General features: G+C 61.4%; 20 protein-coding genes. 14 read left to right on the top strand and 6 right to left on the bottom strand.

Annotation, left to right across the window (positions count from 1 at the left end; genetic code table 11):
• Positions 1-201: 201 nt before the first annotated feature.
• On the top strand, positions 202-1083 hold the full coding sequence (locus ACJ8J4_RS02120; RefSeq protein WP_016927880.1) for a LysR family transcriptional regulator: 882 nt from the start codon (positions 202-204) through the stop codon (positions 1081-1083).
• Here ACJ8J4_RS02120 and ACJ8J4_RS02115 read toward each other — a convergent pair.
• Positions 1080-2111 (bottom strand): Mal regulon transcriptional regulator MalI, encoded by a 1032-nt coding sequence (locus ACJ8J4_RS02115; RefSeq protein ID WP_033640467.1) that lies wholly within the window; start codon positions 2109-2111, stop codon positions 1080-1082. The genes ACJ8J4_RS02120 and ACJ8J4_RS02115 overlap by 4 nt on opposite strands.
• Before the next feature lie 223 nt (positions 2112-2334).
• Between ACJ8J4_RS02115 and malX the strand changes: the two genes are divergently transcribed.
• Positions 2335-3954, top strand: a complete 1620-nt coding sequence (malX, locus tag ACJ8J4_RS02110) for a maltose/glucose-specific PTS transporter subunit IIBC (RefSeq protein ID WP_197821823.1) — start codon at positions 2335-2337, stop codon at positions 3952-3954.
• The gene (locus tag ACJ8J4_RS02105; protein ID WP_197821822.1) at positions 3947-5128 is read left to right on the top strand and encodes a MalY/PatB family protein; all 1182 of its coding nucleotides are present in this window, start codon (positions 3947-3949) and stop codon (positions 5126-5128) included. Before malX ends, ACJ8J4_RS02105 begins: the two co-directional genes overlap by 8 nt.
• A 31-nt stretch (positions 5129-5159) precedes the next feature.
• Here the strand turns inward: ACJ8J4_RS02105 and ACJ8J4_RS02100 are convergent, their stop codons facing one another.
• Together ACJ8J4_RS02100 and ACJ8J4_RS02095 are read right to left on the bottom strand one after the other, a co-directional pair.
• On the bottom strand, positions 5160-5528 hold the full coding sequence (locus ACJ8J4_RS02100) for a hypothetical protein (protein ID WP_033640470.1): 369 nt from the start codon (positions 5526-5528) through the stop codon (positions 5160-5162).
• Positions 5525-6121, bottom strand: coding sequence for an NUDIX domain-containing protein (locus ACJ8J4_RS02095; RefSeq protein ID WP_025302691.1), 597 nt, complete (start codon positions 6119-6121; stop codon positions 5525-5527). Before ACJ8J4_RS02095 ends, ACJ8J4_RS02100 begins: the two co-directional genes overlap by 4 nt.
• Before the next feature lie 97 nt (positions 6122-6218).
• Between ACJ8J4_RS02095 and ACJ8J4_RS02090 the strand changes: the two genes are divergently transcribed.
• From ACJ8J4_RS02090 to ACJ8J4_RS02080, 3 genes are all read left to right on the top strand, one after another.
• Entirely contained in the window at positions 6219-6974 is a 756-nt protein-coding gene (locus tag ACJ8J4_RS02090) for a DeoR/GlpR family DNA-binding transcription regulator (protein ID WP_025302690.1), read from the top strand.
• Positions 6975-7109: 135 nt separating this feature from the next.
• The gene (gene add / locus ACJ8J4_RS02085) at positions 7110-8108 is read left to right on the top strand and encodes an adenosine deaminase (protein ID WP_016927887.1); all 999 of its coding nucleotides are present in this window, start codon (positions 7110-7112) and stop codon (positions 8106-8108) included.
• Positions 8109-8218: 110 nt separating this feature from the next.
• Positions 8219-8764: an AAA family ATPase gene (locus ACJ8J4_RS02080; protein WP_197835558.1), complete on the top strand. Its 546-nt coding sequence runs from the start codon at positions 8219-8221 to the stop codon at positions 8762-8764.
• A gap of 11 nt (positions 8765-8775) precedes the next feature.
• On the opposite strand, the gene ACJ8J4_RS02075 is transcribed toward ACJ8J4_RS02080, so the two are convergent.
• Together ACJ8J4_RS02075 and ACJ8J4_RS02070 are read right to left on the bottom strand one after the other, a co-directional pair.
• Positions 8776-9780 carry a bile acid:sodium symporter family protein gene (locus ACJ8J4_RS02075; protein ID WP_089180848.1) on the bottom strand — a complete coding sequence of 335 codons (1005 nt, stop codon included), beginning with the start codon at positions 9778-9780 and terminating at the stop codon, positions 8776-8778.
• A gap of 72 nt (positions 9781-9852) precedes the next feature.
• Positions 9853-10893 (bottom strand): oxidoreductase, encoded by a 1041-nt coding sequence (locus tag ACJ8J4_RS02070; RefSeq protein WP_197835556.1) that lies wholly within the window; start codon positions 10891-10893, stop codon positions 9853-9855.
• A 222-nt stretch (positions 10894-11115) separates the two neighbouring features.
• Between ACJ8J4_RS02070 and ACJ8J4_RS02065 the strand changes: the two genes are divergently transcribed.
• From ACJ8J4_RS02065 to rsxC, 4 genes are all read left to right on the top strand, one after another.
• Positions 11116-11556 carry a DUF2569 domain-containing protein gene (locus ACJ8J4_RS02065; RefSeq protein WP_016927891.1) on the top strand — a complete coding sequence of 147 codons (441 nt, stop codon included), beginning with the start codon at positions 11116-11118 and terminating at the stop codon, positions 11554-11556.
• 135 nt (positions 11557-11691) lie between these two features.
• A complete protein-coding gene (gene rsxA, locus ACJ8J4_RS02060; RefSeq protein WP_004938443.1) occupies positions 11692-12273 on the top strand; it encodes an electron transport complex subunit RsxA in 582 nt (193 codons plus the stop codon).
• Positions 12273-12845, top strand: coding sequence for an electron transport complex subunit RsxB (rsxB, locus tag ACJ8J4_RS02055; protein WP_004938428.1), 573 nt, complete (start codon positions 12273-12275; stop codon positions 12843-12845). The genes rsxA and rsxB overlap by 1 nt, the downstream gene beginning before the upstream one ends.
• A complete protein-coding gene (gene rsxC / locus ACJ8J4_RS02050; protein ID WP_264383926.1) occupies positions 12838-15246 on the top strand; it encodes an electron transport complex subunit RsxC in 2409 nt (802 codons plus the stop codon). Before rsxB ends, rsxC begins: the two co-directional genes overlap by 8 nt.
• A gap of 33 nt (positions 15247-15279) precedes the next feature.
• Here the strand turns inward: rsxC and ACJ8J4_RS02045 are convergent, their stop codons facing one another.
• Positions 15280-16173, bottom strand: coding sequence for a helix-turn-helix domain-containing protein (locus ACJ8J4_RS02045; RefSeq protein WP_025302685.1), 894 nt, complete (start codon positions 16171-16173; stop codon positions 15280-15282).
• Positions 16174-16539: 366 nt separating this feature from the next.
• On the opposite strand from ACJ8J4_RS02045, the gene rsxD reads away from it, so the two are divergent.
• Genes rsxD through nth form a run of 4 tightly spaced genes read left to right on the top strand, consistent with a single transcriptional unit; the run spans position 16540 to position 19600 of the window.
• Complete coding sequence (gene rsxD / locus ACJ8J4_RS02040) at positions 16540-17625, top strand: electron transport complex subunit RsxD (protein WP_089196521.1); 1086 nt, start codon at positions 16540-16542, stop codon at positions 17623-17625.
• A 9-nt stretch (positions 17626-17634) separates the two neighbouring features.
• Positions 17635-18264 (top strand): electron transport complex subunit RsxG, encoded by a 630-nt coding sequence (gene rsxG, locus ACJ8J4_RS02035; RefSeq protein WP_025302683.1) that lies wholly within the window; start codon positions 17635-17637, stop codon positions 18262-18264.
• Positions 18261-18959 (top strand): electron transport complex subunit E, encoded by a 699-nt coding sequence (locus ACJ8J4_RS02030; RefSeq protein ID WP_025302682.1) that lies wholly within the window; start codon positions 18261-18263, stop codon positions 18957-18959. Before rsxG ends, ACJ8J4_RS02030 begins: the two co-directional genes overlap by 4 nt.
• A complete protein-coding gene (nth, locus tag ACJ8J4_RS02025; RefSeq protein WP_019455952.1) occupies positions 18959-19600 on the top strand; it encodes an endonuclease III in 642 nt (213 codons plus the stop codon). The genes ACJ8J4_RS02030 and nth overlap by 1 nt, the downstream gene beginning before the upstream one ends.
• Positions 19601-20165: the final 565 nt, after the last annotated feature.

The raw sequence follows: 20165 nt of genomic DNA, 5'->3' as shown, positions 1-20165 counted from the left end.
AGGCTCTTCGGTTGCAGGGCATCGGCCGCGGCCAAAAGTTTTTATTGGCGTTATGCACGGCGCTTTCCCTGGTTGATGATGTCATTCCTTTACGGCTGCCGCGACGCTCTCAGCAGCCGCGCCAAATATCGGATTTTGCCGTCGGGTTGACAAGCGATAATAATTTCAGCCAGCATAAAGAAAAACTTATGGCTATCGACAATGCGCAACCGACTTCCCCTCAACGCCCTGCGGGCGTTCGAATCCTCCGCCCGCCACCTGAACTTCACCCGTGCCGGCCTGGAACTGCGCGTCACCCAGGCCGCCGTCAGCCAGCAGGTGCGCATGCTGGAAGAACAGCTGGGCATTCAGCTGTTCCGCCGCCTGCCGCGCGGGTTGGATCTGACCGAAGAGGGCCAGGCGCTGCTGCCGGTGTTGAGCGACGCTTTCGACCGCATCGAGGCGGTGCTGCAGCAGTTCGAAGGCGGGCATTTCCACGAGGTGCTGACGGTGGCGGTGGTCGGCACCTTCGCCGTCGGCTGGCTGATGCCGCGGCTGGCGGCGTTCCGCGCGGCGCACCCGTTCATCGATCTGCGGGTGCTGACCCACAACAACCTGGTCAATCTGTCGGCCGACGGCATGGATTTCGCCATCCGTTTCGGCGAAGGTCTCTGGCCCGCCACCTGCAATATCAAGCTGTTCGACGCGCCGCTGACGGTGCTCTGCCCGCCGGCGGTCGCCGCGCGCTTGCGCACGCCGCAGGATCTGCAGCACGAGCAGCTGATGCGCACTTACCGCAAGGATGAATGGGAACGCTGGTTCACGGCTGCGCAGGTGACGCCGTGGCGGATCAACGGACCGGTGTTCGACTCATCCCGGCTGATGGTGGAAGGCGCGATCCAGTGTGACGGCGTGGCGCTGGCGCCGGTCAGCATGTTCCGCCGCGAACTGGCCGCCGGTGCGCTGCAGCGGCCATTCGCCGCCGAGGCCGCGCTCGGTGCCTACTGGCTGACCCATTTGAAATCGCGGGATCTGACGCCGGCGATGAAAACCTTTATCGGCTGGATCCGCCGGGAGGCGGAAGAGGAACAGCGGCGGGACTAGGCGGAGCCGCGCCGGATCAGCGTCGGCGGCAAAATGACGTTCTGCGCCGGCAGATCGGCGTCACCGATGCGCTGCAGCAGGCGCGCGGCGGCGCTGCGCCCCACTTCCCGCGCCGAGCTGGAGACGAAGGTCAGCGGCGGCTCGGTCAGTTCGGCCTCCGGCACGTCGCCGAAACCGATCAGCGCCACCTGCCGGCCATAGTAGGCGTCGACCCCGTCCGAGCCGATGCTGCGGCCGCTGCGCGTCAGGCCAAAATAGGCGCCGAGCGCCACCGACGCCTTGTGGCAGACGATGGCGGTAATATTCGGGTAGTGGCGCAGCAGTTGCTCTGCCGCTTCCGCCGCCTCACGCTGCCGGCAATCGCACTCGACGATCCATTCGCTGCGAAACGGCAGGCCGTACTGCACCAGCGTGGCGCAAAAACCGCCCAACCGCTCGGCGCGCGTCAATGAGTCGCTCTGGCCGCCGAGGTAGGCGATTTGGCTGTGACCGCGTTTGATCAAAAATTCGGTGGCCAGCTTGGCGGCCTGCATATTGTCCGGGCGCACCACGTCCACCCCATCGAGACCGCTGGAGCGCGCCACGCAGACCAGCGGCACGCCCTGCTCGGCCGCCTTTTCCTTCAGCCCAGCCGCCGCGCGGATGCCGCCCGCCAGCACGATGCCGTCGACGCCCTGCGCCAGCAGCGCGTCAAACGCCCGCTGCAAGCCCTGGCCGTCGCGCCCGCTCTGGGTTAAAAACAGCAGCTTGTCGTGCGCCTCCAGCGCTTCGCTCAGCCCGGCGGTCATTTCGGCATAGAAGGGTTCGCAGATGTCGCGCAGAATAAGGCCAATCACTCCGGACTCCCCGCCGCGCAGCGTCGCCGCCTGGCGATTGCGCACATAACCCAGCTGCTCTATCGCCTGATTGACCTTCTCGGCGGTGGTCGGCGAAATGCGCCCCTTGCCGCTCAACACCAGGGAAACCGTGGTGACCGACACGCCCGCCTGCTGCGCCACATCGGTGATGGTGATTTTTTTGATGCTCATAGTCTCTGCGAACCCGTTCCTGGGCAACCCGCGCCGTAATGATCAAGGGTATACCGAATCCGTTAGCTCAGTAAAACGTTTTACTGCCTGCCGCATTGTCGCCAAAAACCGGGCGGCAGATTTGTGATTGGCGGCGCATTTTTGCTAGGTAAAACGTTTTATCTTCTTTTTACCTAATCAGAAGTCCCCTTTTTGCTCGTCTTTTCGCCAGGAGAAGTCGGTTATGTCAGCAGCCAACAAACCCAAAATCACCCTCTGGGAGTTCTTCCAGAGCCTGGGCAAAACGTTCATGTTGCCCGTCGCCTTGCTCTCTTTCTGCGGCATCATGCTGGGGATCGGCAGCTCGCTGAGCAGCCGCGACGTGATCACCCTGATGCCGTTTATCGGCCACCCGATCTTCCAACTGATCTTTACCTGGATGAGCAAGGTAGGCTCCTTCGCCTTCAGCTTCCTGCCGGTGATGTTCGCCATCGCCATTCCGCTGGGCATGGCGCGCGAAAACAAAGGCGTCGCCGCCTTCTCCGGTTTCGTCGGCTTCGCCGTGCTGAATCTGGGCACCAACTTCTACCTGACCGCCGCCGGCGTGCTGCCCACCAGCGATCCGTTGGTGCTGAAAGCCAACAATATCCAGAACATCCTCGGCATTCAGTCGATCGATACCGGCATCCTCGGCGCGGTGATCGTCGGCATCATCGTCTATCGCCTGCATGAACGCTTCCACACCATCCGCCTGCCGGACGCGCTGGCGTTCTTCGGCGGCACGCGCTTCGTGCCGATCGTGACCACCGTGGTGCTGGGCCTGTGCGGCTTGGTGATCCCGCTGATCTGGCCGTGGTTCGCCGCCGGCATCACCGGGCTGGGTTGGGTGATCAACAGCGCCGGCGCCTTTGGCCCGATGCTGTTCGGCACCGGCGAACGCTTGCTGCTGCCGTTCGGCCTGCAGCACATTCTGGTGGCGCTGATCCGCTTTACCGAGGCAGGCGGCACGATGGAGGTGTGCGGCCACAGCGTCAGCGGCGCCCTGACCATCTTCCAGGCGCAGCTCTCCTGCCCAACCACCACCGGCTTCGCCGAGAGCGCCACCCGCTTCCTGTCGCAGGGTAAAATGCCGGCGTTTCTCGGCGGCCTGCCGGGCGCGGCGCTGGCGATGTACCACTGCGCTAAACCGGAGAACCGCCATAAAATCAAAGGGCTGTTGATTTCCGGCGTGGTGGCCTGCGTGGTTGGCGGCACCACCGAGCCGATCGAGTTCCTGTTCCTGTTCGTCGCGCCGTTCCTGTATCTGATCCACGCGCTGCTCACCGGGTTGGGCTTTACCGTGATGGCACTGCTGGGCGTGACCATCGGCAACACCGACGGCAATATCATCGACTTCGTGGTGTTCGGCATTCTGCACGGCACCGCCACCAAGTGGTATCTGGTGCCGGTGGTGGCCGCCGTCTGGTTCGTCGGCTATTACGCCATTTTCCGCTTCGCCATCCAGCGCTTTAACATCAAAACGCCGGGCCGTGAGAGCGACAGCGCCGTCAGCCAAAGCGCGCCGAGCGGCGCGGTGGGCAAATCCGGCTACAATGTGCCGGCGATTTTGGCGGCGCTCGGCGGCCCGGGCAACATTATCACGCTGGACAACTGCATCACCCGCCTGCGCCTGTCGGTCAACGATATGAGTCAGGTGGACGACGCGGCGCTGAAAGCCAATCGCGCCATCGGCGTGGTGCATCTCAACGACCATAATCTGCAGGTGGTGATCGGCCCGCAGGTGCAATCGGTGAAAGATGAATTAGACTCACTGATAGCCACGGCGCAACCTGCCGCGGCGCTGCAGGGAGCCACCCATGTTTGATTTCTCCACCCCGATCGACCGCCACGGCACCTGGTGCACCCAGTGGGACTATATCGCCGATCGTTTCGGCAGCGACGACCTGCTGCCGTTCACCATCTCCGATATGGATTTCGCCACCGCGCCGTGCATTCTCGAGGCGCTGCAACAGCGCCTGCAGCACGGCGTGCTGGGCTACAGCCGCTGGCAGCATGAGGATTTTCTCGGCGCGCTGCGCCACTGGTATCAGCAACGTTTCAACGTCGCCATCGACACCGCAACGGCGGTGTACGGCCCTTCCGTTATCTACATGGCGGCGCAGCTGATCCGCCAATGGTCCTTACCGGGCGACTATGTGGTGACCCATACCCCGGCTTACGACGCCTTCTACAAGGTGATCCTCGCCAACCAACGCCAGCTGTTGGCCTGCCCGCTGCACAAGGCCGGCGACGACTGGCGCTGCGACATGGCGCACCTTGAGGCGTTGCTCGCGCGGCCGCAAACCAAGATCCTGCTGCTGTGCAGCCCGCACAACCCCACCGGCAAAGTGTGGCGCCGCGACGAGCTGCAGCAAATGGCCGAACTGTGCGAGCGCCACGACGTGCGCGTCATCAGCGACGAAATCCACATGGATATGGCATGGGGTGAACACCGCCATACGCCGTGGAGCCAGGTGGCGACCGGCGCCTGGGCCTTGCTGACCTCCGGCTCCAAGAGTTTTAACATTCCGGCACTGACCGGCGCCTACGGCTTTATCAGCGACGACGCCAGCCGCGAAGCCTATTTCCAGCAGCTCAAAGCCCGCGACGGCCTCTCCTCGCCGGCGGTGCTGGCGGTGGCGGCGCACGTGGCCGCCTATCGCCACGGCGCACCCTGGCTGGATGCCCTGCGCGACTATCTGCAGGATAATCTGACCTACGTCGCCGAGCGGCTGGAGCAGGCGTTTCCCGCGCTGGGCTGGCGCCCGCCGCAGGCCACCTACCTGGCCTGGATCGATCTGCGGCCGCTGGCCGTGGACGATCGGGCGCTGCAGCAGGCGCTGATCGAGCGCGAAAAGGTGGCGATCATGCCTGGCTTTACGTACGGCGAGGAAGGCCGCGGGTTCCTGCGCCTCAACGTCGGCTGCCCGCGCAGCAAGCTGGAAGCCGGCATGGACAAGCTGATCGCCGGGTTGAGGTTGGTGCTGGACGAGCAATAGCGCGAGGGGGCGAGCCTCTGCCCGCCCTCCGTTACGCCTGAACAGACGGGATTTCCTCCAGATGACGATAGACCGTCAATCCCCATTCGTTAGCCAACCGCACGTCGTTATCGGCCCCCGCAGACGCCCCTTCGATGCGATACACCGCCTGACACTGCGCAATCAGTCGGTGAGCCACCGGATAAAGAAACGCCTCGCTGACCGCATCGCCAACCTGAGTGGAACCGGCCGCGGCCGCCAAAGGCAGCGCCAGCCACTCGCCGATCACCGGCACGTGCCCCCGCTGGTAAACCGCCAGCGCCGCCTGTTCCAGGCGCGCCAGATTGGCGGCGATACGCTGCGGATCGCCATCGGTGCCGCTGCGATAGGGGCCGGCGATCAAGATTTGTTGTGCTTTCATCGTTCTTCCTCCAACGTCCGGTTCAAGGCGACAAACTGCAGCAGCATGATGGTCTTGGCGTCAACGATCGTGCCCTGGCGAATCGCCTGCAGGGCTTGCGCCAGCGGCAGCTCGAGCACCTCCAGATCTTCCCCCTCCGCCGCCAACCCGCCGCCCTCGTTGATGCGGTCGCCCGCCTGATATTCGCCGACGAAAAAGTGCAGCTTCTCGGTGACCGAGCCTGGGCTCATATAGGCTTCGAATACTTTCTCCACGCTCTGCACGAAATAGCCGGTTTCCTCTTCCGCTTCGGCGCGGATGCGTGCCTCCGGCGACGCGTTGTCCAGCAACCCGGCGGCAGCCTCAATCAACATGCCGTCATGGCCGTTGACGAAGGCCGGAAAGCGGAACTGGCGCGTCAGGATCACCGTTTGCGCCTGCCGGTTGAACAGCAAAATGACCGCGCCATCACCGCGATCGTAGGTCTCGCGACTTTGCCGCTGCCAGACGCCGTCGCGCCGCAGAAAATCAAAGGTGGTTTTTTTCAGCAGGTACCAGTCATCGGACAACACCCGGGTTTCGACAATGCGAACCCTGTCTTTAGTGGCTATCATCGGTTTACTCCGCCAGAGGAAGGAAATTGATACTATCGTGCAGTTTCGTGTATGATCAAGATATTTCGTGCAAACCAAGTTTGAGAGGAAAATGGCCATGTTGACCAGCCAGCGCAAGAAAATCATCCTGGAAAAACTGGCTCAGGACGGCCAGGTGTTAGCCAAGCAGCTCAGCGAAATGTTCGGGCTGTCGGAAGATACGGTCCGGCGCGATCTGCGCGAATTGGACGCCGAAGGGTTGCTACAGCGGGTGCATGGCGGCGCCCTGCCGGTTTCTTCCGCCATTGCCAGCTTTGCCGAACGCAATCAGTTGGAATCCGGCGCCAAACGCGCGATCGCCAAAGCGGCAGCGGCGCTGATCGCCCCCGGCCAGGTAGTGATTATCGACGGAGGCACCACCTCTGCAGAGCTGGTCAGGCAACTGCCGGCCAACCTCAACGCCACCATCGTCACCCACAGCCCCAGCGTCGCCGTGGGCCTGGTCGATCACCCCACGGTCGAGGTGATTCTGATCGGTGGCCGGCTGTACAAGCATTCGATCGTCAGCGTCGGCGCCGCCGCGGTGGAAGCGATGTCGCATATTCGCGCCGATCTCTATTTTATGGGCGTGACCGGCGTACACCCCACTGCGGGGCTGAGCACCGGCGATCTGGAGGAGGCTTACATCAAACGCGCGCTGGCGGCCCGCGCGGCGGAAACCGTGGTGCTGGCTTCCGCCGCCAAGCTTAACGCCGCCTCGCAGTATGCGATCGGCGATATTACGCTGGCGCACACCATCATCGTTGAGCGGGCTACCGATGACGCGCTGATCGCGCCGTTGCAGCAGGCGGGCGTCAGCGTGTTGAAAGCCTGATTCACGACGATAATGCGATATATCTCGCATTATTTGTGATTCACGTCACTTTTTTATGCAACGCGATGGCAAGTTTCATCCATTTGTTTTTATACTGTTCTGCACTTTACCTACGATAATTAGCGAGTGCCCAGCATGATCGATCCCCGCCTACCGCTTACCGACATTCACCGCCATCTCGACGGCAACATCCGCGCGCAGACCATTCTCGACCTCGGTCGCCAGTTCAATCTCGCCCTGCCGGCCAACGATTTGGAGAGCCTGCGCCCGCACGTGCAGATCACCCATGCCGAACCGGACCTGGTCAGCTTCCTGCAGAAACTGGACTGGGGCGTGGCGGTGCTGGGCGATCTGGACGCCTGCCGCCGGGTGGCTTACGAAAACGTCGAGGACGCCGCCAACGCCGGCCTGCACTACGCCGAGCTGCGTTTTTCCCCTTACTACATGGCGATGAAGCATCAGCTGCCGGTCGCCGGCGTGGTGGAAGCGGTGATCGACGGGATCCGCTCGGGCTGCCGCGATCGCGACATCGACATTCGCCTGATCGGCATCATGAGCCGCACCTTCGGCGAGGCTGCCTGTCTGCAAGAGCTGGAAGGATTGCTGGCGCACCGCGACGGCATTACCGCGCTGGACTTGGCGGGCGATGAGCTGGGCTTCCCCGGTAGCCTGTTCCTCAGCCACTTCAACCGCGCGCGCGACGCCGGCCTGCGCATCACCGTGCACGCGGGCGAAGCCGCCGGCCCGGAAAGCATCTGGCAGGCGATCCGCGAGCTGGGTGCCGAACGTATCGGCCACGGGGTGAAAGCGGTCGAAGATCCAGCGCTGATGGACTTCCTGGCGGAACACGGCATCGGCATCGAGTCCTGCCTGACCTCCAACATCCAGACCAGCACCGTGCCGTCGCTGGCGCAGCATCCGCTGGCCACTTTCCTGCGCCACGGCGTGCTGGCGTCGATCAACACCGACGATCCGGCGGTTCAGGGCATCGAGATCGAGCATGAATACCGCGTCGCCGCGCCGCAGGCCGGGCTGACGCCGGAAGAAATCCGCACCGCTCAGGAAAATGGCCTGAAGCTGGCTTTCCTCAGCGAACAGGAAAAACAGGCACTGCGCGCCAAAGTGCAGGGCTAAATCTCCCAAGGCGCCAAACGGCGCCTTCTTCTCATCCCCCGTTTTCTTCCGCCTGCTCGTCTTTATCGCTGTTTTCACCCCATCACTCTGTGGCAAGAGAGGAATTCCGTATGTCTGACAAACTACGCCGCATCGTGCTGACCGGCGGCCCGGGTTCGGGCAAAAGCACGCTCATCGACGTTCTTCATCACCGTGGTTACCCGCACTCCTTGGAGGCGGGCCGGGCGATTATTCAGCATCAGGTGAATATGGGGGGTAATGCGCTACCGTGGGGCGATCGTCAGGCTTTCGCCGAGCGGATGCTCGATTGGGAACTGCATTCATGGCGCGAAGCGACGGGTGCAACATGTTGGTTCTTCGATCGCGGCCTGCCGGATATCGCCGGTTACCTGACGCTGTGCGGATTATCGATCCCCACCCCCTTAACGGCGGCGATCGACGCCTTTCGCTATGCCGATACGGTGTTCATCACCCCACCGTGGCGAGCGATTTATGCGCAGGACAGCGCGAGGAAACAGTCTTTCGCCGAAGCCGAGCAGACCTATCGGGCGATGGTGGCCATCTATCGCCGTTATGGCCATCGGCTGCAAGAGCTGCCGCGCGTTTCACCCGATGAGCGCGCCGACTTTCTGCTCGACGCGCTGAGCCACCGTTAGCGGCCTGCGGCCTATTTGGCCACCAGCGCCTCCGCCTCGGCCCGCTGTTTAGCGGTTTTACGCGCATAGCGCTGCGCCAGCACCGCGCACACCATCAGTTGAACCTGGTGGAAAATCATCAGCGGCAGCACCATGGCGCCCACCGCCGCGGCCGGGAACAGCACGTTGGCCATCGGGATGCCGTTCGCCAGGCTCTTTTTCGAGCCGCAGAAGACGATGGTGATCTCATCGGCGGTGTTGAAGCCCAGCCAGCGCGCCGCATAGGTGTTGATCACCAGCACCACCGTCAGCAGCACCAGCGACATCACCAGGATGGTCAGCAGCGACCAACCGTCGATACGGTGCCAAATCCCTTCCACCACCGCCGCGCTGAATGCGGTATACACCACCAGCAGGATCGATGAACGGTCGGTCAGGTTGATCAACTTGCGATGGCGATCGACCCACTTGCCGATCAATGGCCGCGCCAGGTGACCGACCACAAATGGCACCATCAATTGCAGAATGATCGAACCGATGGCGTGCAATACGTCGGTATTGCCGCCCTGGGTATGCATCAACGCCCCCACCAGCAGCGGCGACAGGAACACGCCGAGAATGCTCGATGCCGAGGCGCTGCAGATCGCCGCCGCCACGTTGCCGCCCGCCGCCGACGTAAAGGCGATGGCCGATTGCACCGTGGCCGGCAGCGCGCACAGGTAGAGGAAGCCGAGATAGACCGTCGGCGTCATGATGCCCGGCACCAGCAAGTTCATCGCCAGCCCGAGCAGCGGGAACAGCGCAAAGGTGCTGAGGAACACCAGCAGGTGCAGCTTCCAGTGACTCATGCCGGCGATAATCGCCTCGCGCGACAGCTTGGCGCCGTGCATAAAGAACAGCAGCGCGATGGCGGCGGTGGTCAGGTGTTCAAAGAAGGTTTTCCAGATGCCTTCGCAGGGGAACAGCGAGGCGACGATCACCACAAAAATCAGAACCAGCAAAAATTTATCAATGCGCAAACGCTGCAACCAGGACATGAAACGGATTTCCTTGCACGTAAAGTCGTAAAAAGGCCCGACGTTGCGCCGGGCACAGAGGAATGAACGGGATCAGACCACCGGCAGCGCCTGCTGCAGCCGGGCCGATTCCAACCCCAGTTCGATCAATGCCATCACCGCGATGGCGTCGGCGGCCGGCACCGGATTTTCGCCTATGCCGGCAATCGCGTCGCGCACCGCCGCGTAATAAGCCGGGTAATTGCCGGGAATATTGAGCAGCGGTTTCTCAGCCAGCAGATCGTCACGTGACAGCGTCACTACACCCTCGCGCATGTCATAGCCCCAATCGGCCTGTGGCAGGCGCTCACCGGCCTTCAGTCGGTCTTCCTGCGGATCCAGGCCATATTTGACATAGCTGCCACGGGTGCCGTGCACCACGTAGCGCGGGCTCTCTGCCGCAGCCAGCATGCTGGCGTGCAGCACCACACGGCGATCGCCATAGCTCAGCAGCGCGTGGAAATAGTCCACCGCCTGCGCCCCCGACCGCAGCTCACCCAGATCGACAAACAGCCGTTCGGGTTTGCCGAAGAGTTGCAGCGCCTGATCGAGCAGATGCGGTCCCAAATCGAACCAGATACCGCTGCCGACGCCGCCCTGTTCACGCCAGCGCTGGCGCACCTGCGGCCGATAGCGATCGAAATGTGACTCGAAATACACCACCTCGCCCAGCGAACCGTCGTTTAACAGCGCTTTAAGGGTGAGGAAATCGCTGTCCCAGCGGCGGTTGTGGAACACCGACAGCAATAAACCACTCTGCTGTGCCTGCTGTTGCAGCGCCTGCGCTTGTGACAATGTCACGGTAAACGGTTTATCCACCACCACGTGCTTGCCGGCGGCCAACGCCTGCTGTGCCAGCGGGAAATGGGTATCGTTGGGGGTAGGAATGACGATCAGATCGAGGGCCGGATCGGCGAACAGCGCCTGCGCACCACCCACCACCGTCATCGACGGCCAGTCGGCGTGCACTTTGCCGGCATCGCTGCTGGAGACGGCGGCCAGCGCCAGCCCCGGTGTACCGGCAATCAGCGGCGCATGAAAGGTTTTGCCGGCGTAGCCGTAACCGACCAGCCCGACACGAATTTTCTCAGCCATGGGATTTCCTCTTGCTGGCTCACGACAGACCCTTTCGATTTGACACCATGCGGCCGGATGGAACAAGAAGTAAATGAGATGTTAATTCGAAGCGAGGCCGGCGTAGCCAAACGTGCGGCCCGGCGTCGCGATGCCGAGCTATCCGGTTGATAGAGATGACGAAGCCTATATTACCCGCTAAGCTATGCCGCCTGTGATCCCCGTTTCAATCAGGAAGCCTTTATGTCTCAAGCTGAATACACTCGTATCGGCGGTTGGTTGCTGGCCCCGCTGGCCTATCTGATCGTCACCCTGCTCAGCGCCAGCCTGATGCTGCTCCTGTACGCCATGGCGATCTTCATGCCCGAGTCGCGCGACTATCTGTTGACCAACGCCCAGGCATTTACCCTGCAATGGTACTTTTCGGTGCTGACCACGCTTTTGATGTGGGGCTTCACCCTGTGGCTGGTGTTTCTGTTTTGCCAGCGCTCGCAGCGCTTCCCCAAACTGTTCTTGTTATGGCTGCTGATCACGGTAATTCTGGCGGTGAAAGCCTTCGCCTTCGCGCCGGTGCCGGATGAAGTGGCGGTGCGCAGCCTCGGCTGGCCGCTGCTGATGGCGGCGCTGCTGGTGCCTTACATCAAGCGTTCGCAGCGGGTCAAAGGGACCTTTACCGAACGTTAAAGGGAGTTGCAGCACGTTTTATTGGGTGATTTGTGTAAATTTTCACCAAAAAAGGCAATACCCCTGCGATTCATATGTTGTCGTCCGGCCGCCGATTCCCGATAATAGGCGGCTTTTATTTTTTTAGGCATCGCAATGACCGAATACCTGCTCCTGTTTGTCGGCACCGTACTGGTGAACAACTTCGTTCTGGTGAAGTTTCTTGGCCTGTGCCCGTTCCTCGGCGTTTCCAAGAAGCTGGAAAGCGCCATCGGCATGGGAATGGCCACCACCTTCGTTATGACGCTGGCCTCCGTCAGCGCCTGGGTGATCAACACCTTTATTCTGGTTCCGCTGGATCTGGTGTATCTGCGCACGCTCTCCTTCATTCTGGTGATCGCCGTCGTCGTTCAGTTCACCGAGATGGTGGTGCGCAAGACCAGCCCGGCACTCTACCGCCTGCTGGGCATCTTCCTGCCGCTGATCACCACCAACTGTGCGGTGCTGGGCGTAGCGTTGCTTAACGTCAACCTCGGCTATAACTTCCTGCAGTCCGCCGTTTACGGCTTCAGCGCCGCCGCCGGTTTCTCGCTGGTTATGGTGCTGTTCGCCGCCATTCGCGAACGTCTGGCGGTCGCCGACGTCCCAGCGCCGTTCCGCGGCTCCTCGATCGCGCTGATCACCGCCGGGCTGATGTCGCTGGCCTTTATGGGCTTTACCGGGCTGGTGAAATTCTAATGACTGCGTTGTGGATAGCTATCGCGGCTTTAAGCGCGCTCGGGCTGCTGTTCGGACTGGTGCTGGGTTACGCCGCGCGCCGTTTTGAGGTGGAAGAGGATCCGGTCGCCGAGCAGGTCGACGCAATCCTGCCGCAGAGCCAGTGCGGCCAGTGCGGCTACCCCGGCTGTCGCCCCTATGCCGAGGCAGTGGCCAACGGCGAGATGATCAACAAATGCGCGCCAGGCGGCGAACAGGTGATGCTGAAACTGGCGGAGCTGCTCAACGTAGAGCCGCAGCCGCTGGGTAGCGAAGCCGCCGCCGAGCCGGAGCGTAAGGTGGCCTATATCGACGAGGCCAACTGCATCGGTTGCACCAAGTGCATTCAGGCCTGCCCGGTGGACGCCATCGTCGGCGCCACCCGCGCCATGCATACCGTCATTACCGACCTCTGTACCGGCTGCGATCTGTGCGTCGCCCCTTGCCCTACCGACTGTATTGAAATGAGACCGGTCGCTACCACCACCGCCAACTGGAAGTGGGACATGAAGACGATCCCGGTGCAAGTGATCCACGTGGAGCAACATGCTTAATCTGTTCGCCGCCTTTAAAAAAGACCGGATCTGGGATTTCGACGGCGGGATCCATCCACCGGAAATGAAAACGCAGTCCAGCGGTACGCCGCTGCGTGTCGCTCCCCTGCCCAAGACCTTTATCATTCCGCTGCAGCAGCACCTGGGGCCGGAAGGCGAACTGTGCGTCAACGCCGGCGATCGGGTGTTGAAAGGCCAACCGCTGACCGTCGGCCGCGGCCGCACCGTGCCGGTGCATGCCCCGACCTCGGGCACCGTCAGCGCCATTACGCCGCACATCACCGCCCATCCGTCCGGGCTGACGGAGCTGTGCGTGATAATCGAGGCAGACGGGGAAGACCGCTGGTGCGAGCGCGATCCGGTGGCGGACTATCGTCAATCCCCTGTCGCGGAACTGATTCAACGTATTCATCAGGCCGGCATTGCCGGTTTGGGCGGCGCCGGTTTCCCGACCGCCAGCAAGCTGCAAGGCGGCATGAGCGGCGTGGAAACGCTGATCCTCAACGCCGCCGAGTGCGAGCCTTACATCACCGCCGACGACCGCCTGATGCAGGAACATGCCGATCAGATCATTGAAGGCACGCAGATCCTGCAACACATTCTGCAACCCAAGCTCACGCTGATCGGCATCGAAGACAACAAACCGGAGGCAATCGCGGCGCTGAAACAGGCGTTACGCGGCCAGTCCAGCATTGCGCTGCGCGTCATCCCGACCAAATACCCGTCCGGTGGCGCCAAGCAGCTGACCAAAATTTTGACCGGCAAGGAAGTGCCGCACGGCAAACACTCCTCCGCTATCGGCGTATTGATGCAAAACGTCGGCACCGCCTTCGCCATCAAGCGAGCGATCGTCAACGGCGAACCGCTGATTGAGCGCGTAGTGACCCTGACCGGCGAGGCGATCGAGCGCCCCGGCAACCTGTGGGCGCGCATCGGCACGCCGGTGCAGCACCTGCTTGACTTCACCGGTTTCCGCCCGCAGGCGCAGCAGATGGTGGTCATGGGTGGCCCGCTGATGGGCTTCACCCTGCCCGCGCTGAACGTGCCAATCGTCAAGATCAGCAACTGCATTCTGGCGCCGACGGTCGATGAAATGACGCCGCAGGAACCCGAGCAATCCTGCATCCGCTGCGGCCTGTGCGTGGACGCTTGCCCCGCCGGGCTGCTGCCGCAACAGCTGTACTGGTTCAGCCGCGGGCAGGAGCACGACAAGGCACGTAACCACAACCTGTTCGATTGCATCGAGTGCGGCGCCTGCGCGTTCGTCTGCCCCAGCAACATTCCGCTGGTGCAGTACTACCGGCAGGAAAAGGCCGAAATCAAGGCTATCGATCTGGAGGCGGCTCGCACCGCCGAGGCCAAGGCGCGTTTCGAAGCCAAACAGGCCCGTCTGGAGCGCGAGAAATTGGCGCGCGAAGAGCGACATAAAAAGGCCGCCGTGAAACTGACCGACGACGATCAGGGCGCGGTGCAGGCCGCGCTGGCGCGCGTACGCAGCAAGAATGCCGAAGCGGCGGTTACGCCGGTCGACGGCCAGCAGCCGGACAACAGCGAGATGATCGCTGCCCGCGAAGCACGTAAAGCGCAGGCGCGCGAACGACGCGCCCAGCTGGCTGCCGAGGTGGAAACGAAAGCACCGCCGGCGGCCACCGGCGATGACGCGCGTAAAGCCGCCGTGGCCGCGGCGCTGGCCCGCGTGAAAGCGCGTAAAGAAGCGCCGGCCGCAACAGAGGACGATCCGCGGAAAGCGGCCGTTGCTGCCGCCTTGGCGCGCGTGAAGGCCAAAAAAGCGGAGCAACAATCTGACGCCCCTGCAGCGGCGGAACCGGCTCCGGCAACCGCCGAGGAAGATCCGCGCAAGGCCGCGGTGGCAGCGGCTATCGCCCGCGCCAAAGCCAAAAAAGCCGCGCAGCAGGCCGATGCTCCTGCAGCGGCGGAACCGGCTCCGGCTGCCGCCGAGGAAGACCCGCGCAAAGCCGCGGTTGCCGCGGCACTGGCACGTGTAAAAGCCAAGAAAGCCGCGCAACAGGCGGATGCTCCTGCAGCGGCGGAACCGGCTCCGGCTGCCGTCGAGGAAGACCCGCGCAAAGCAGCGGTTGCCGCGGCACTGGCACGTGTAAAAGCCAAGAAAGCCGCGCAGCAGGCGGATGCTCCTGCAGCGGCGGAACCGGCTCCGGCTGCCGTCGAGGAAGACCCGCGCAAAGCCGCGGTTGCCGCGGCACTGGCACGTGTAAAAGCCAAGAAAGCCGCGCAGCAGGCGGATGCTCCTGCAGCGGCGGAACCGGCTCCGGCTGCCGCCGAGGAAGACCCGCGCAAGGCGGCGGTGGCAGCGGCTATCGCCCGCGCCAAAGCCAAAAAAGCCGCCAGGGAATCGCTGACGGCGGAAACGGAAGACAAATGATGACAGCGGCGCCTGGCCGCCCCCGGGTGCCGTTTAATCGATAGAAATCAGGTAGGTGTAATCCACTTCAATCTGGCGCAGTTTGGACTCGGGGTTCCACTCTTTGGTTTGAATGATCTCCATTTCCATACTGCCGCGCACCTCATCCTTCAGCCCCGGCATCACATGCGACATCAGGTAGCCGAAAAACTGCAGACACTCTTTCGCCGTGCCCTTATGGTTGATGGAGATAAACTCGCGGCTCGGCAGATGGAAGGTGTCGATCTGATGGTTGGAAAGAATATCCTTTTTGTGTTCAGGATCGACCGCCATCACCAACGTGGACGAGAGCTCGTCGCCCTCCCCGGCATGAGGAGAATAAATGCTGTAAATTCGCCGACAGTCAACGTGCAACCCCTTGAAGAAGTCGTTGAAAATCTCGTCCTTCATCGCCATGCAGGAAGAATATTCCAGCTCCTGTTCGGAGGCGAAATCCAACCGGCGCGTGAAGCCGACCAACTGCATGTCGGGCAGCGTCAACCGCTTCACTTCCGGATAATAACCGGCACCGTAGCTGGCTTCGAAGTTAAAGCGCGGCATCAGGTTTTTCACGTCCCAGTGCGCCATCGAGCGGTAGCGATTGGGCGTGGTGCCGAAGCGCTGCTTGAACATGCGGGTGAAGGTCTGCTGTGAATCGAAGCCCAGCTCATCGGAAATGTCGATGATGGAGCGGCGAGTAATGCGCAGCGCCACCGCGGCGCGCGTCAGGATGCGCGAACGGATATAGGTGGCGAGTTGAATGCCGGTAATACGCTTGAATTTACGCTGCAGATGCCACTTGGAATAGCCCGAAATACGCGCGACTTCATCCAGGTTTGGCCGTTTCTCCAGATGTATCTCCACCCACTCAATTAGCTCTTCAATAAAAAAAATGTCTTCATTTGTCATTATTATGGATTCACTGACTCAATAATGTTCGCGATAGTAACCTACACGGATTATGTGAAAGTTGTTATTTTGTGCGGAAATCTGGAGAAAAATGATATCTCATTCAGACGCTTAACCCATTTTCCGCGGTCGATGGCGGCACAAGTTCCACTGACAATTCCTCACGTTAGCCCATTTACCGGCCAAAAAAAAATCAAATCGCGCCGTCCCGATCGCCAGATGTGCGGAAAGCCGAATACCCCTACCATTAAGGCGTATTACCCTCGCATCGAATCAGGTAGAATGCTCGGCTATTATTTTTTGCCGCGCCCGCAATTCGGCGCATCGAAACTGCCGCAGGCGCGGCGCAGAAGGTATCGTTACTCTATGAAGTTCAGGCCGGTATCACCCACAGCCGCCAAAGGCTTACACATCGCCAGCTCGCCGTTCACCCACAACCAGCAAAGCACCAGCCGCATTATGCTGTGGGTGATGTTGGCGTGCATTCCCGGCATCGCAGCGCAGATTTGGTTTTTCGGCTACGGCGTGTTGATCCAGGTGGCGCTGGCGGCGATCGTCGCGCTGGCGGCGGAAGGCGCGATCCTAAAACTGCGCAAGCTGCCGGTGCGCAGCCGGCTGGCGGATAACTCCGCCCTGCTGACCGCGCTGCTGCTCGGCATCAGCCTGCCGCCGCTGGCACCCTGGTGGATGATCGTCATCGGTACGTTCTTCGCCATCGTCATCGCCAAGCAGCTGTACGGCGGCCTTGGGCAGAACCCGTTCAATCCGGCGATGGTCGGTTACGTGGTGCTGCTGATCTCCTTCCCGGTGCAGATGACCAGTTGGCTGCCGCCGGATGAGCTGCGCGCCACCGCGCTGCCGTTCCACGACACACTGCTGGCCATTTTCAGCGGCCATACTTCGCAAGGCGCGACGCTGCATGAACTGCAGATGGGCGTGGACGGCATCAGCCAGGCCACGCCGCTCGATGGCTTCAAAACCGGCCTGCGCAGCGGCCACAGCGTGGAACAGGTGTTGCAGCAGCCGCTGTTCGGCGGCGCCTTGGCCGGCATCGGCTGGCAGTGGGTCAACCTCGGCTTCCTGGCCGGTGGTCTGTTTATGCTGGCGCGCCGCCTGATCCATTGGCATATCCCGTTCAGCATGTTGGCCGCCATCGCTTTCTGTTCCGGTCTGGCCTGGTGGCTCGATCCGGCGCATCAGGCTTCGCCGCTGATCCACCTGTTTTCCGGCGCCAGCATGCTGGGCGCGTTCTTCATCGCCACCGACCCGGTCAGCGCCTCCACTACGCCGAAGGGCCGTTTAATCTACGGCGCGCTGATCGGCGTGCTGGTGTGGCTGATCCGCGTCTATGGCGGCTACCCTGACGGCGTGGCCTTCGCCGTGCTACTCGCCAACATCACCGTCCCGTTAATCGACCACTACACGCAGCCGCGCGTGTACGGCCATCGCTAAGGAGCCGCCATGCTGAATTCCATGAGAAAGCACGGCACCACGCTGGCGGTGTTTGCGGCGGTCACCACTGGCCTGACCGCCGTGGTCTACGCCCTGACGAAAACCACCATCGCCCATCAGGCGGCGCTGCAGCAAAAAGCACTGCTCGATCAGGTGGTACCGCCAGAAAACTACGACAACATCATGCAGAACGAGTGCTTCCTGGTCAGCGACCCGGCGCTCGGAGACGGCGCGCCGCACCGTTTATACCTGGCGCGCAAAAACGGGCAGCCAACCGCCGCTGCGCTGGAAACCACCGCGCCGGACGGTTACTCCGGCGCCATCAAGCTGCTGGTCGGCGCTGATTTCAACGGCACGGTGCTCGGCACCCGGGTGATTGAGCACCACGAAACCCCGGGGCTGGGTGACAAAATTGAACTACGCATTTCCGACTGGATTTCTTTCTTCAGCGGCAAGAAAATCGAAGGCCCTGACGATAAGCGCTGGGCGGTGAAGAAAGACGGCGGTATGTTCGACCAGTTCACCGGCGCGACCATCACCCCGCGTGCGGTGGTCAATGCGGTGCGGCGCACGGCGTTGTATATGGAAACGCTGCCGCCTAAACTTGAAAGCTTACCTGCGTGTGGAGCCAGCGAATGAGTGAAGCCAAAGAATTGATCGTCCAGGGGTTGTGGAAAAATAACTCCGCCCTGGTGCAGCTGCTGGGCATGTGTCCGTTGCTGGCGGTGACGTCCACCGTCACCAACGCGCTGGGCCTGGGGCTGGCCACCACGCTGGTGCTGACGTTGACCAACGCCTCCATCTCCGCGGTGCGCCGCTGGGTACCGAGCGAGGTGCGTATTCCTATCTACGTGATGATCATCGCCGCGGTGGTGAGCATCGTGCAGATGCTGATCAACGCCTATGCCTTCGGGCTGTATCAGTCGCTGGGCATCTTTATTCCATTGATCGTGACCAACTGCATCGTGGTGGGCCGCGCCGAAGCGGTGGCCGCCAAGAAGCCGGTCGGCCTCTCGGCGCTGGACGGCATGGCTATCGGTCTCGGCGCTACTGGCGTGATGGTGACGCTGGGCTCGATGCGCGAACTGCTGGGCAACGGCACGCTGTTCGACGGTGCCGACCTACTGCTGGGCAGTTGGGCCAAGTCGCTGCGCATCGAAGTGGTGCACTTCGACAGCCCGTTCCTGCTGGCGATGCTGCCGCCGGGTGCCTTTATCGGCCTGGGGCTGCTGCTGGCGGTCAAATATCTGATCGACGAAAGAATGAAGGCACGCAAAGCCCGCGCCGTGGCAGTGGAACCGCTGTTGGAACAAGGACGTGCTGAGAAGGCCTGATGAACAAGCAGAAGCGACTGGAAATTCTGACCCGGCTGCGCGACAACAACCCGCACCCGACCACCGAGCTGGTGTACACCACGCCATTTGAACTGCTGATTGCGGTGCTGCTGTCTGCGCAGGCCACCGACGTAAGCGTCAACAAGGCGACCGCCAAGCTTTACCCGGTCGCCAACACCCCCGCCGCCATGCTGGCGCTGGGGGTTGATGGCGTCAAGGAGTACATCAAGACCATCGGTCTGTTCAACAGCAAGGCCGAAAACGTGATCAAGACCTGCCGCATGCTGCTGGAGCTGCACGGCGGCGAAGTACCGGAGGATCGCGCCGCGCTGGAAGCACTACCGGGCGTCGGCCGCAAGACCGCCAACGTGGTGCTCAATACTGCCTTCGGCTGGGCGACCATCGCCGTCGACACCCATATCTTCCGGGTGTGCAATCGCACCCACTTCGCGCCGGGCAAGAACGTCGATCAGGTGGAAGAGAAGCTGTTGAAGGTGGTGCCCGCCGAATTCAAGGTCGATTGCCACCACTGGCTGATCCTGCACGGGCGCTACACCTGCATCGCGCGTAAACCGCGCTGCGGTTCCTGCATTATCGAAGACCTGTGCGAGTATAAAGAAAAGGTTTATCCGGAATCCTGAGCCTGTTGGGTGCGGCAAACCGCACCCGTCGCTTCATCTCTCCCCGCCAGCGCCTCTTTTTTATCGGAAATGTGATATCGCGCAGCAGTAACCCCGGTGTTATCGCGGTTTTCAGTGAAAAACTCAGTGCCGTGTTATTTTCAAGCGAAAAATTAGTCGAAAATTGCGGTGAACGTCACGCTTTCAGGATCACAAGGCGTTCACAAATGCCAGCCCCGTTTTCTTAAATTTCTATAATTTTACAAAATGCGTCATATGCACAACATTCCAATGGATTAATAACCACACATACACTGATGCGCTAAAAAATAGCAATTCAGCAGAATATATCCCTGTTTAAAATCCGTATAGCTTTTAATCAAAACAAAAAATCGGCAAATCATTAAAACCCGAAAGTTAATACTGCATAACATTTGCAACATCGCAGCATAATCCTGCGAGCGTTAAATGTAACCGAATATGACAAACTGCTTGCCACGTTGACAAAGATAGTGAACATTAACCGCCGTCCCCATCCTATAACAACGCAAAAGGATGCCGTTCCGCATCAACTTTTGTACTTTCC

Source organism: Serratia sp. CY47280 (genome assembly GCF_052168655.1).
In the GTDB taxonomy this organism is placed as follows: domain Bacteria; phylum Pseudomonadota; class Gammaproteobacteria; order Enterobacterales; family Enterobacteriaceae; genus Serratia; species Serratia bockelmannii.
This window is presented reverse-complemented; position numbering and strand designations above follow the sequence as displayed.